Raw genomic sequence first — 12,854 nt, 5'->3', positions numbered from 1 at the left:
CGGCGTCGGCATCGTGATCGCCGAGGACGCGATCCCGGTGAAGCCGCAGGTCGCCGCCGCCTGCGAGCTGCTGGGGCTCGAGCCGCTCAACGTGGCGAACGAAGGCAAGCTGGTCGCCGTCGTCGCCCCGGAAGGCGCCGACGCGCTTCTGGCCGCCATGCGGGCGCATCCGCTCGGCGCCGACGCCGTGATCATCGGCACGATCGTCGACGATCCGCACCGCTTCGTCCAGATGACCACGGCCTTCGGCGGCGGCCGCATCGTCGACTGGCTCGCCGGCGAGCAGCTCCCGAGAATCTGCTGAGGACCACCCGGTGTCATGACGATCGCCAACACGGTTCTGGTAGTCGACGACGAGATCCGCTCCGTGGAGGCGATCCGCCGCGTGCTGGCCGGCGAGTTCGAGGTCATCGGCGCGCACAACGCGGCGGAGGCCGAGACCGTGCTGGCCGGCGAGATGGTGCAGGTGATCCTGTGCGACCAGCGGATGCCGGGCGAGAGCGGCGTGTCGTTCCTCAAGCGAGTCCGCGACCAGTGGCCCGATCCGGTCCGCCTGATCATCTCCGGCTACATGGACTCCGAGGACATCATCGCCGGCATCAATGAGGCCGGCATCTATCAGTTCATCACCAAGCCGTGGCAGCCGGACAAGCTGGTGGAGAGCGTGCGCGAGGCCTCCGCGCTGTTCCGGCTGCAGAAGGAGGCGGGTGGTGCCGCCGTCGAGGCGAAGCCCACCGAGGCGCGGCTGCGCAGCGTCGTCGCCGCCAAGCGCGGCGCCGAACGCCTGTGCTACGAGTTCGACGCGATCGTGCATGCGCCGACCAGTCCGATCGCCGAGGTCATCAGCCTCGCCCGCCGCGCGACCGAATACGACATCTCGGTCCTGATCACCGGCGCGTCCGGGACCGGCAAGGAGCTGCTGGCCCGCGCCATTCATCACGGCTCGGGCCGAGCCGGGAAGCCCTTCGTGGTGGAGAACTGCGGCGCGCTGCCGGACCAGCTCCTCGAAAGCGAGCTGTTCGGCTGCAAGAAGGGCGCCTTCACGGGCGCCTATCAGGACCGCATCGGCCTGTTCGAGGTCGCCGACGGCGGCGCGATCTTTCTCGACGAGATCGGCGAGACCTCGCCGTCCTTCCAGGTCAAGCTGCTGCGCGTCCTGCAGGAGGGCGAGATCAGGCCGCTCGGCGCCCAGCGTCCCCGCAAGGTCGACGTCCGGGTGATCTCGGCGACCAACCGGGATCTCGATGCCGAGGTCGCGGCGGGCCGGTTCCGCCGCGATCTCTACTATCGGCTCGCGGCGTTTCCGATTCACGTGCCGGCACTGGCCGACCGCCCGATGGACATTCCGCCGATCGCCACCCGCATCCTGCGGGACGTCAATCACGCCTTCCACCGCGCCGTTCCGGGGTTCCGGCCCGAGACGGTGCGGCGGATGCAGGCCTATGACTGGCCCGGCAATGTTCGCGAGCTGCACAACGAGATCCAGCGCATGGTGGCTCTGTCCGACGCGGACGAGCCGCTCGCGCCGGATCTGCTGTCCGGGCGCATTGCACACCCGCAGCACGCGGCGGCGGCAACGGCGACAGCGACCTTGAGGGACCATATCGAGGCCTTGGAGAAAGCCCAGATCCAGGAGGCGCTCGATCGCTGCAACGGCAACATCAGCCGGGTCGCCGGGAGCCTCGGCCTGTCGCGTGTCGGCCTGCGCGCCAAGATGCAGCGGTTCGGATTGCAGCGCCACGCCGGGAACGGCGGAGCGGCCGATGGCCACTGAGCGCCGGCCGGGTGGATCGACCCACAAGGACACGCCGGCGGACGATCCCTCGCGGCCGAAGAACCTCGTCGCCCACATGACCCGCGACGGCACGATCACGCTCGACGGTGATCAGGAACGCGTCTGGATCGAGGTGATCGACAAGATCGACGAGGTCTATTCCGACCTGCTGCGCTACGAGAGCGACCTGGAGAGCAAGAACACGGCGCTGGAAGAGGCGCAGGCGTTCATTTCCAGCGTTCTCGCCTCGGTCTCCGACATTCTCGTCGTGGTCGACGAGCGCGCCTCGATCGTCCAGGTCAATGCGGCGTTCGAGCGGCTCGTCGGCGAGAGCGAGGACGCCCTGATCGGCCGTGCCCTCGCGTCGGTCGTCGATCGTCACGACCACCACGAGCTCGCCGCCGTTCTGGCCCGTGGCACGGGCAGCCGGGACCTCGAAATCCGGTTCGAGACGGCGGCGGGAACGTCCGACCTGATGGCGGTCGCCGCCTCGGTCCGGCTCGGCCGGAACAAGCGGCCGGCCGGCGCCGTGCTGACCGGACGGCCGGTGGGCGAGCTGCGGCGCGCCTATGTGGCGCTGGACAAGGCGCATCGCGATCTCCAGGACGCCCAGCGCACCCTCGTCGAGCAGGAGAAGATGGCGAGCATCGGCCGGCTCGTGGCCGGCGTGGCGCACGAGCTGAACAACCCGATCAGCTTCGTCTATGCCAATCTCCACACGCTCGCCCGCTATCGCGGATCGCTCGAGCGTTACTTGGAGGACCTCCATGCGCTCGCGCCGGCGGCGGCCTGCGACGGCTTGCGCCGTGAGCACAAGATCGATGCGCTCCTGGCGGATCTCGGTCCGCTGATCGACGGAACCCTGGAAGGCGCCGTCCGGATCAGTGAGATCGTCCGCAATCTGCGGCGGCTGTCGTTCGCGAGCCCGCGGGAGCGGCAGCCGGTGGACCTCGTCGCGACGGTGCGCACCGCGGCCCAATGGGCGCAACGTGCCAAGAACAGCCGAGCGCGGATCCGGCTCGATCTCGACCAGCCGGCTCACGTGATGGGCGACGAGGGCAAGATCCATCAGGTCTTCGTCAACCTGATCGACAATGCGCTCGACGCCGTCTCGACCGTCCCGGACCCCGAGATCATCGTCACGCTCGCGACGCGAGCGGCCGAGACCGTGATCACGGTGGCGGACAACGGCCCGGGTATCGACCCGGCCGTGGCCGACAAGATCTTCGAGCCGTTCTTCACGACCAAGCCGGTTGGAAAGGGGACCGGGCTCGGCCTGTGGATCTCCTATTCGATCGTGAGCGAGCACGGCGGCTCGCTCGTCCTCGGTCCGCGTGCCGGACCGGGCGCCTGCATGGTGGTTCGCCTGCCGGCCCGATCTCCGCGCGACATCTGAGCCGAGGTCGCGAGCCGGAGCATCCCTACCGCCACGCTCGGCAGGTCTACTCCGGGTCGGCGCCGCGCAGCCCGCCGGCGGCCGAGACCTTCAGGGCCTGGAGGTCGTCCAGGAGGCGGTCCAGGGTCTTCGGCGTCAGTCGGCCGAACATCTCGTGGATCCAGGTTTCGTGAGCGGCCGCCATCATCCGGAACATCTTCGATCCGGCGCGGGTGAGCCGCACCGTGATGGCGCGCCGGTCGTCCGGGTCGGCCTCGCGGACCACCAGGCCCTCCTCGGCCAGGCGATCGATCAGGCCCGTGATGTTGCCGTTGGTGACCATCATGCGGCGTGACAGGTCACCCAGCCTCAAGCCGTCCGGCTCGCGGTGCAGCTGCGCCATCACGTCGAACCGGGGCAGCGTCACGTCGAAGTCGACCCGCAGCCTGCGGCGGATTTCGGCACTGATCAGATTCGAGCAGGACAGCAGACGGAGCCACAGCCTGAGCTCCATCTTCGAGCCGGCCGGCTCGTCGCGCACGAGCGCTTCGACGTCGTCGACACTGGAATCGGTCATGATCGAAGAGATATCATGGGATGCGGACATTTCATATGTCAAATGTATTGCCGACCCTCCGGTTCAATGCTGATGTCGCGCAGGAAAGATGCAGTGCGCCGCATCCCGGTGCGTCTGCAGCGGGCACCGGCCGGTGCCGCCGCGCGCTCTGCTCCGCGACCAAAGGCGTCGATCGATCAGGGGGTTCTCCGAAAGGAGTGGGCGGCCTTCGGATCCGGAACACATTGCTTTATGTGCAGAAATTTTATGCTTGAAGGAAAAATCGCCCTATGACAACCTGATGGCCGATAAGCGGACGACGTGCAGCATGTCGGTGGAGGCGTCATCGACATCCGCCCGGCGCAGACGGCCGGGCGCACGATCGTCACCGCGAGAGGGCGACACAGATGCTGGGTCCGTCGGTCCATGTCGACACGTTCACACGGGATCGGCTTCCGCCGGTCGACGCCTGGCCCGACATGCCGCAAGGCGACCTCTCTTATCCCGAGTACATCAATTCCGCCGTCGAGCTGACCGACCGGATGGTCGAGTGCGGCTTCGGCGACAATGTCGCGCTGATCGGCAACGGTCGCCGCCGCACCTACAAGGAGCTGTCCGACTGGACCAACCGGCTCGCGCGCGCGCTGGTCGAGAACTACGGCGTGAAGCCGGGCAACCGGGTGCTGATCCGCTCGGCCAACAATCCGGCCATGATCGCCTGCTGGCTGGCCGCCACCAAGGCCGGCGCCGTGGTGGTCAACACCATGCCGATGCTGCGGGCCGGCGAGCTGGCCAAGATCGTCGACAAGGCCGAGATCACGGTCGCGCTGTGCGACACCCGCATCCTCGACGAGCTGGTCGCCTGCGCCAAGGACAGTGCCTTCCTGAAATTCGTGGTCGGCTTCGACGGTACCGCCAACCACGACGCCGAGCTCGACCGGATCGCGCTCGACAAGCCGGTGCGCTTCGAGGCGGTTCGCACCGGGCGTGACGACGTCGCGCTGCTCGGCTTCACGTCCGGCACCACCGGCGTGCCGAAGGCGACCATGCATTTTCATCGCGACATCCTCGCGATCGCCGACACCTATGCGAGGCACGTGCTGCAGGTCCGGCCGGACGACGTGTTCGTCGGCTCGCCGCCGATCGCCTTCACGTTCGGGCTCGGCGGCCTCGCGGTGTTTCCGCTGCGCTTCGGCGCCGCTGCGGCGCTGCTCGAGGCCGCCACGCCGCCCAATCTCGTGAAGATCATCGACACCTACAAGGCGACGGTCTGCTTCACGGCGCCGACCGCCTACCGCGCCATGCTGTCCGCCATGGACGAGGGCGCGGATCTCTCCTCGCTGCGGATCGCCGTGTCGGCCGGCGAGACGCTGCCGGCGCCCGTGTACGAGGCCTGGACCCGACGCACCGGCACGCCGATCCTCGACGGCATCGGCTCGACCGAGATGCTGCACGTCTTCGTCTCCAACACGCTGGACGATCGCGGCCCCGGCCGTACCGGGCGTCCAGTGCCGGGCTACGAGGCCAAGGTGGTCGACGACGCCATGACCGAGGTGCCGCGCGGCACGGTGGGTCGGCTGGCGGTGCGCGGGCCGACCGGCTGCCGCTATCTCGACGATCCTCGTCAGGCCGACTACGTGAAGGCCGGCTGGAACATCACCGGCGATTCCTTCGTCCAGGACGACGACGGCTACTTCCACTTCGCCGCGCGCAGCGACGACATGATCGTCTCGGCCGGCTACAACATCGCCGGTCCCGAGGTCGAGGCGGCGCTGCTCGCTCACGACGCGGTGGCCGAATGCGCCGTGGTCGGCATGCCCGACGAGGAGCGCGGGCAGATCGTCGCCGCCTATGTGGTGCTGGCGGCCGGACGGATGCCCGACTCCGCCCTGGTGCTGGCCCTGCAGAATCACGTCAAGGCGACCATCGCGCCCTACAAGTATCCGCGCGCGATCACGTTCGTCGACGCGCTGCCGAAGACCTCGACGGGAAAGATCCAGCGCTTCCAGCTCCGTCTCGCCAAGGCGGGGTGAGCCACCATCTTTGGCGGCGCATTCTGATTGAAGAGACGAGAGTCTCGCAGACGGGGCAACCCCCCTCCCTATCCCTCCCCCGCAAGGGGGGAGGGAACGCAAGAGCCGCAGCGCTGTGCTGATCAGAGCTGCTGCGTCTTCGTCTCTGTCGCGATGACATCAATTCACCACTCGCCGCAGTCTGCTCTCTCCCCCCTTGCGGGGGAGGGTCGGGGAGGGGGGTGAGCCCCGGATGCGGAGAATGCCGTCGTGTTCCGGCGGGCTTGCTGATCAGGTTCGCGCGGCCGCGTACATCGGGCCGCCCTTGTGGGCCGGAAAGCCGTAGCCGTTGATCATCACGAGGTCGATGTCGCTCGCCCGCGCCGCGATCTTTTCGTTCAGCAGCGCTTCGCCCTCCGCCGCCATGGCGGCGAGCAGGCGACGGACGATCTCGTCGGCCGGAATGTTTCGCGGAACGATGCCCTTGGCGGCGCGCGCGGCGGTGATCAGGGCGGTCACGTCCGGATCGACCTTTCGCTTGCCCTCACGATAGTCGTACCAGCCGCGGCCGGTCTTCTGGCCGAAGCGTCCGGCCTCGCAGAGGCGGTCCGGAATATCGACATAGCGGGCTGCCCGATCGCGGCTCGCGGCGTCGCGCTTGCGCCGCGCCCAGGCGATCTCCAGGCCGGCCAGATCGAACACGGCGAACGGCCCCATGGCGAAGCCGTACGCCTCCATCGCGGCGTCGATCCCCTCCGGCGCGGCGCCGTCCTCGACCAGAAACTCCGCCTCGCGGCGATAGGCCGAGTAGACGCGGTTGCCGATGAAGCCCTCGGTCACGCCGCAGACGATCGGCAGCTTCCCCAGTTTTCGCGCGACACCGAGACTGGTGGCCAGCACGTCCGGCGCCGTCCGGGCGCAGCGCACCACCTCGGCCAGCCGCATCACGTTCGCCGGCGAGAAGAAGTGCAGCCCGACGACGCGCTCGGGCCGCCGGGTCGCGGCGGCGATGTGGTCCGGATTCAGGTAGCTGGTGTTGGTCGCCAGCATGGCGTCCGGCCTCACGACGGTATCGAGGCGCCTGAAGAGCTCCGTCTTCACGCCGAGATCGTCGAACACAGCCTCGATCACGAGGTCGGCAGCCGCGAGCGGATCGAGCGATCCCGCCGTCACGAGGCGGCCAAGCCTGTCGTCACGCGCCGCGGCCGTGCTCTTGCCGGAGGCCACGGCGCGGTCGAGCAGCGTCGCGATCCGCTCCCGCCCCTTCGCGGCGGCCTCGTCCGTCACGTCGGCGCCGATCACGCGGAAGCCGGCGTCCAGTGCCGCGGTCGCGATGCCGGCGCCCATCAGGCCGAGGCCGACGATACCGAGAGTCTCGACCGGCCGCGGCGTTACGCCGTCGAGGCCTTCCACCTTGGCGGCGGCGCGCTCGGCGAAGAAGACGTGACGCAGCGCGGCCGCCTGGGGGCTTCCACGAAGGCGCAGGAAGGTCGCACGTTCCTCGGCGAGCCCCTCCGATAGCGACAGGTCGGCGGCGGCGCGCACCAGCCGCACGGCTTCGCCCGGCGCCACCTGACCGCGAGCGCGGGCCAGTGCTTTTCCCGCAGCCCCCTCGATCGCATTCCGGTCCGCCGCCGGGACTGCGAGCGCGCCCGTCCGCCGCGGCGCTGTGCCGACGAGACGGCGGGCCGTCGCCTGCGCCTGCGCGATCGCCTCGTCGGCGATGCGATCGACGATGCCGCGCTCGACCGCCTCTTCGGCGCCCATGGTCCTGCCGGTCGCGATCAGCTCGATCGCGGCCGGAATTCCCGCGAGCCGCGGCAGCCGCTGCGTGCCGCCGGCGCCGGGAACGACGCCGAGCTTCACCTCGGGAAGGCCGAGCCTCGCCCCCTTCGATGCGACCCGCACGTGGCAGGCGAGCGCGACCTCGAGGCCGCCGCCGAGCGCCGCGCCGTTCACGGCCGCGACCACCGGCTTTGCCGAGCCTTCGATCGCGGCGACCACGCTCGGCAATGTCGGCTCGCTCGGGGGCGCGTCGAGCTCGCGGATGTCGGCGCCGCCGATGAACGTCTTGCCGGCCCCCGTGATCACGAGCGCGGCGACCTCGCCGTCCGACTGCGCTGCCGTCACGGCGGCGAGCAGGCCGGCGCGCACGTCGGTGCCGGTGGCGTTCACCGGAGGATTGTCGATCGTCACCAGCAGGACGCCGTCGTCCAGAACGCCGCGCACCGTTTCCGAGAACGCCGTGGCGCCCGGCGCCGCGTTCGTGTCGATGTGCAGGGTCATGCGTTCACTCCGGAACGACCGCGGTGGCCTGGATCTCGACCTTGGCGCGGTCCTCCATCAGCGCGACCACCTGGACGGCCGCCATCGCAGGATAATGGCGGCCGATCTCGTCGCGATAGACCGCGCCGATCTCCCTGAGACGTGCGAGGTAGTCCTGCTTGTCGGTGAAGTACCACGTCATCGAGACGATGTGCTGCGGCTCGGCGCCGCCTTCGCGCAGGACCGAGACGATGTTGCGCAATGTCTGCCGAACCTGATCGACCAGATCGTCCGACTCGAACACCTGGTGCGGCGTCCAGCCGATCTGCCCGCCGACATAGATCTGCCGCCCGTGGGCGATCACGCCGTTGGCGTAGCCGACCGGCTTGGACCAGCCCTCAGGCTGCAGGATCTGGTGCATGCTGCTTCTCCAGATGCGCGGCCAAGCCGGCGCGGATGTCGTCGGGCCAGGCGACGGCCCGATGCGTGTCGAGCGAGGTCGCGACCAGCACCTGCCGTGCCGTCCACACCGTTCGGTCGCCGACGACGACGCGGTGCCGCAGATCGGCCGAGCTTCGGCCGAGGGCGGCGACCGCCACGGTGAAGTCGAGCCGGTCGCCGTGGAACGCCGGCGTCGAGAAGTCGACGTCCAGCTTCACGGTCGGCACGCCGATGCGGCGATCGCGGACCATCTCGGGCCACGGCGCGCCGAAATCGGCGAACATCTCCTCGGTCACCGCGACCAGCATGTCCATATAGGCCGGGAAATAGGCGATCCCGGCGGGATCGCAGTCGCCGAAGCCGAGCGGACGTGAGGTCGCGAAGGCCATCGGCGCCGCCTCAGGTCGCGAACGCGGCGATGCCGGTCGCGGCGCGGCCGATGATCAGCGCATGGATGTCGTGCGTGCCCTCGTAGGTGTTGACCACCTCGAGATTCACCAGATGCCGGGCGATGCCGAACTCGTCCGAGATGCCGTTGCCGCCGAGCATGTCGCGGGCGGTACGCGCGATGTCGAGGGCCTTGCCGCAGGAGTTGCGCTTGAGGATCGAGGTGAGCTCGACGGGCGGGTGGCCGTTCTCCTTCATGCGGCCGAGCCGCAGGCAACCCTGCAGGCCGAGCGCGATCTCGGTCACCATGTCGGCGAGCTTCTTCTGGACGAGCTGGTTGGCGGCGAGCGGACGGCCGAACTGCTTGCGGTCGAGCACGTAGCGGCGCGCCGTGGCATAGCAGTCCTCGGCGGCGCCGAGCGCGCCCCACGCGATGCCGAAGCGGGCCGAGTTGAGGCAGGTGAACGGGCCCTTCAAGCCGGTCACGCCGGGCAGAAGGTTCTCCTCCGGCACGAAGACGTCGTCCATCACGATCTCGCCCGTGATCGACGCCTTCAGGCCGACCTTGCCGTGGATCGCGGGAGCAGACAGACCTTTGAAGCCTTTCTCCAGGATGAAGCCGCGGATGAGGCCGTCCCCGGTCTTGGCCCAGACGACGAAGACGTCGGCGATCGGCGCGTTGGTGATCCAGGTCTTGGCGCCCGAGAGGCTGTAGCCGCCCGCGACCTTGACGGCACGCGTCACCATCGAGCCGGGATCCGAGCCGTGGTTCGGCTCGGTGAGGCCGAAGCACCCGATCCAGGCGCCGCTGGCGAGCTTCGGCAGATATCGCTGCTTCTGCTCTTCGGTGCCGAACGCTTCGATCGGCACCATCACGAGCGAGGACTGCACGCTCATCATCGAACGGTAGCCGGAGTCGACCCGCTCGATCTCGCGGGCGATCAGCCCGTAGGCGACGTAGCCGAGGCCGGAGCCGCCATAGGCCGGCGCGACGGTCGGGCCGAGCAGGCCGAGCTCGCCCATCTCGCGAAAGATCGCCGGGTCCGTCGTCTCGTTGCGGAACGCGTCGACGACGCGGGGAACCAGCCTGTCCTGCGCGTAGTCGCGCGCTGTCGTGGCGACCAGGCGCTCCTCCTCGGTGAGCTGCTCCTCGAGCCGGAACGGGTCGGCCCAATCGAAAACTTCGCGGGTGTGCATCATGGGGGTGCCTTTGCGGTCGCTTTCAGGAGGTCCCGGGCGATGATGAGTTTCTGGACCTCGGTCGCGCCCTCGTAGATACGCAACGCGCGGATCTCGCGATAGAGCCGCTCGACGGTTTCGCCGGACCGGACGCCGCGACCCCCGAAGAGCTGCACGGCGCGATCGATGACGGTCTGGGCCGTCTCGGTCGCGGTCATCTTGGCCATGGCGGCCTCGCGGGTGGTCGGCAACCCTTGGACGTCGCGCCGCCATGCGGCCCGGTAGGTGAGGAGGGCGGCCGCGTCGATCCCGGTCGCCATGTCACCGAGCGCGGCCTGTGTGAGCTGAAGGTCGGCGAGCCGGCCGCCCAGCATTTTTCGCCGCGGCGCATAGGCCAGGGCCTCGTCGAGCGCGCGTCGCGCGAAGCCGAGCCCAGCGGCCGCGACCGAGGCGCGAAAAATGTCGAGGGTGCGCATGGCGATCTTGAAGCCTTCGCCCGGTGTGCCGAGCCGCCGCTCCGCCGGTATTCGGCAGCCCTCGAACCGGATCGTCGCCAGCGGATGCGGGGCGATCACGTCGATCCGCTCGGTGACTGAAAAGCCCGGGTCGTCCGGGAAGACCACGAAGGCCGAGATGCCGCGGGTGCCCGGCGCCTCGCCGCTGCGGGCGAACACCGTGTAGACGTCGGCGATGCCGCCGTTCGAGATCCAGGTCTTCTCGCCGTCCAGAACATACGCGTCGCCGTGCGGGCGGGCCGCGCAGGCCATCGCCGCGACGTCGGAGCCGGCATCCGCCTCGGAGAGCGCGAAGGCGGCGAGCCAGTCGCCGCGGCGCGCCTTCGGCAGCACGGTGGCTTTCAGATCCGGCGAGCCGGCGAGCGTGATCGCACCGGTCCCGAGCCCCTGCATCGCGAAGGCGAAATCGGCGAGCCCGTCGTGCCAGGCGAGCGTTTCGCGGGCGAGGCAGATTTTTCGCGACGAGATTGCGCTGCCGTCCTGGTGCGGTTCCGGCACGGCGGCGTCCAGAAGCTCTGCCGCGCCGAGCCGCGCGACGAGCGTGCGGCAGGTGCCGTCGACAGCGGCGTGGTCGAGGCCCGCAAGCCCGCCCGTCGCGGCGAAGCCGTCGAGGCGCTGCGCGTAGTCGCGATGCTCCGGCCCGAAGAACGGCCAGTCGAGATGATCGCGGCTAGGGCCCGGGGTAGGGACTGTGCTCACCGGCTCAGTTCCCCTCGAACACGGGCTTGCGCTTCGCCGCGAACGCCTCGAAGGCGCGGCGGAAGTCCCCGGTCGCCATGCAGAGCGCCTGGGCCTGCGCCTCGGACTCGATCAGCTCGTCGAGCCCCATCGCCCATTCCTGGTTCAGCATCGTCTTGGTGATGCCGTGCGCGAACCACGGGCCGTCGGCGAGCGATCGGGCGAGCTCCACGGCTTTCGCCTCCAGGTCGCCGGCCGGGTGCAGCGCGTTGTAGAAGCCCCACGCCTGTCCCTCGGCGGCCGTCATGGCGCGGCCCGTGTACAAGAGCTCGGCGGCGCGGCCCTGGCCGATGATGCGCGGCAGGATCCCGCAGGCCCCCATGTCGGCCCCGGCGAGGCCGACGCGCGTGAACAGGAACGCGGTCCTTGTGTCCGGCGTCGCCAGCCGGAGATCCGAGGCCATCGCCAAGATCGCGCCGGCGCCGGCGCAGATGCCGTCGACCGCCGCGACGATCGGCTGCGGGCAGCGGCGCATCGCCTTGACGAGATCGCCTGTCATGCGCGTGAAGGCGAGCAGATCCGGGATCGCCATTTTGGTGAGCGGCTCGATGATCTCGAACACGTCGCCGCCGGAGCAGAAGTTGCCGCCCGACCCGGACAGCACGACGGCGCGGACGTCCGACGCGTAGACGAGATCGCGGAACAGATCGCGCAGCTCGGCGTAGCTCTCGAAGGTGAGCGGGTTCTTGCGCTCCGGCCGGTTCAGCCGGATCGTCGCGACGCGGCCGTCCGGGCTCGTCTCCATCAGGAAATGGATCGGCCGATGGTCCTTGAAGGCGCGCTTCATGCCCGCCATGGTCGCTGCGTCGCTCATCCCGCCATCACCTCGCCGCCGGCGATCGCGATCGCCTGTCCGTTGATCGACGCCGCGCCGGGCGACACCAGCCACGACACCGTGTCGGCGACCTCCTCGGGCGCCACCAGCCGCGCTTGCGGATTGCCCGCCGTCATCTCGGCGATCGCTTCGGCCTCGCCGCGGCCGGTCTTCGCCATGATGGTGGCGATCGCGGCGCGGGCGAGCGGCGTGTCGGTGAAGCCGGGGCAGACCGCGTTGGCGGTGACGCCGGTGCTCGCCAGCTCCAGTGCCAGCGCGCGGGTGAGCCCGACGACGCCGTGCTTGGCGGCGCAATAGGCCGCGACATAGCGGTAGCCGACGAGCCCGGCCGTCGAGGCGACATTGACGATCCGGCCGGCCGATCCGGCGGCGATCAGATCCGACAGCACCGCCCGGGTCACCAGGAACACCGAGGTCAGATCGACCGCGATGGTCCGCTGCCACTGGTCGATCGACGTCTTGGCGAAGGGCGCGGACTCCACCGCGCCGGCATTGTTGACCAGGATGACGATGGGCCCGAATGTTTCCCGCGCTGTCACGAGCCCGCGGGCGATCGCGTCCGGATCCGTCACGTCGACGTCGGCGACCACGGCCGCACAGCCCGCCGGCAGCTCCGCCGCGACGGCGCGGAGCGGCGCCTCGCGCCGTCCGGCGAGGGTGACGCGCGCGCCCGCCCGGCCGAGCCGGCGTGCGATCGCGGCACCGATGCCGGAGCCGGCACCGGTGACGAGCGCGTGCCGTCCGGCGAGATCGCCAGTATCGCTCACGGGGTGTTCC

The 12,854-nt window shown here is 69.6% G+C and carries 12 protein-coding genes; 4 read left to right on the top strand and 8 right to left on the bottom strand.

The genetic code is table 11. The features are described from left to right. The 3 genes from CH341_RS04615 to CH341_RS04605 all read left to right on the top strand — a co-directional run. Positions 1-304 (top strand): AIR synthase-related protein (locus CH341_RS04615; protein ID WP_245430879.1); only part of this gene is annotated, 304 nt, incomplete at its 5' end. A 15-nt stretch (positions 305-319) separates the two neighbouring features. Further along, positions 320-1,774: a sigma-54-dependent transcriptional regulator gene (locus tag CH341_RS04610; RefSeq protein WP_111417855.1), complete on the top strand. Its 1,455-nt coding sequence runs from the start codon at positions 320-322 to the stop codon at positions 1,772-1,774. Then, positions 1,764-3,170, top strand: coding sequence for a sensor histidine kinase (locus CH341_RS04605; protein ID WP_245430878.1), 1,407 nt, complete (start codon positions 1,764-1,766; stop codon positions 3,168-3,170). The genes CH341_RS04610 and CH341_RS04605 overlap by 11 nt, the downstream gene beginning before the upstream one ends. Positions 3,171-3,216: 46 nt before the next feature. Here CH341_RS04605 and CH341_RS04600 read toward each other — a convergent pair whose 3' ends face one another. Beyond that, positions 3,217-3,726: a MarR family winged helix-turn-helix transcriptional regulator gene (locus CH341_RS04600; protein WP_111417854.1), complete on the bottom strand. Its 510-nt coding sequence runs from the start codon at positions 3,724-3,726 to the stop codon at positions 3,217-3,219. 386 nt (positions 3,727-4,112) lie between these two features. Between CH341_RS04600 and CH341_RS04595 the strand changes: the two genes are divergently transcribed. Further along, the gene (locus CH341_RS04595; protein WP_111417853.1) at positions 4,113-5,738 is read left to right on the top strand and encodes a benzoate-CoA ligase family protein; all 1,626 of its coding nucleotides are present in this window, start codon (positions 4,113-4,115) and stop codon (positions 5,736-5,738) included. 270 nt (positions 5,739-6,008) lie between these two features. On the opposite strand, the gene CH341_RS04590 is transcribed toward CH341_RS04595, so the two are convergent. From CH341_RS04590 to CH341_RS04560, 7 genes are read right to left on the bottom strand one after another with little or no spacing between them, the layout of a single operon-like run. Further along, positions 6,009-8,003 (bottom strand): 3-hydroxyacyl-CoA dehydrogenase NAD-binding domain-containing protein, encoded by a 1,995-nt coding sequence (locus CH341_RS04590; protein ID WP_111417852.1) that lies wholly within the window; start codon positions 8,001-8,003, stop codon positions 6,009-6,011. Positions 8,004-8,007: 4 nt separating this feature from the next. Beyond that, the gene (locus CH341_RS04585; RefSeq protein ID WP_111417851.1) at positions 8,008-8,403 is read right to left on the bottom strand and encodes a RidA family protein; all 396 of its coding nucleotides are present in this window, start codon (positions 8,401-8,403) and stop codon (positions 8,008-8,010) included. Beyond that, the gene (locus CH341_RS04580; protein ID WP_111417850.1) at positions 8,381-8,812 is read right to left on the bottom strand and encodes an acyl-CoA thioesterase; all 432 of its coding nucleotides are present in this window, start codon (positions 8,810-8,812) and stop codon (positions 8,381-8,383) included. Before CH341_RS04580 ends, CH341_RS04585 begins: the two co-directional genes overlap by 23 nt. Before the next feature lie 10 nt (positions 8,813-8,822). Then, complete coding sequence (locus tag CH341_RS04575; RefSeq protein ID WP_111417849.1) at positions 8,823-10,010, bottom strand: acyl-CoA dehydrogenase; 1,188 nt, start codon at positions 10,008-10,010, stop codon at positions 8,823-8,825. Next, entirely contained in the window at positions 10,007-11,203 is a 1,197-nt protein-coding gene (locus CH341_RS04570) for an acyl-CoA dehydrogenase family protein (RefSeq protein WP_111417848.1), read from the bottom strand. Before CH341_RS04570 ends, CH341_RS04575 begins: the two co-directional genes overlap by 4 nt. Positions 11,204-11,207: 4 nt before the next feature. Further along, entirely contained in the window at positions 11,208-12,056 is an 849-nt protein-coding gene (locus CH341_RS04565) for an enoyl-CoA hydratase family protein (protein WP_111417847.1), read from the bottom strand. Next, positions 12,053-12,844 (bottom strand): SDR family NAD(P)-dependent oxidoreductase, encoded by a 792-nt coding sequence (locus CH341_RS04560; protein ID WP_111417846.1) that lies wholly within the window; start codon positions 12,842-12,844, stop codon positions 12,053-12,055. The genes CH341_RS04565 and CH341_RS04560 overlap by 4 nt, the downstream gene beginning before the upstream one ends. Positions 12,845-12,854 lie beyond the last annotated feature (10 nt).

This window comes from Rhodoplanes roseus (assembly GCF_003258865.1).
Taxonomy (GTDB): domain Bacteria; phylum Pseudomonadota; class Alphaproteobacteria; order Rhizobiales; family Xanthobacteraceae; genus Rhodoplanes; species Rhodoplanes roseus.
This window is presented reverse-complemented; position numbering and strand designations above follow the sequence as displayed.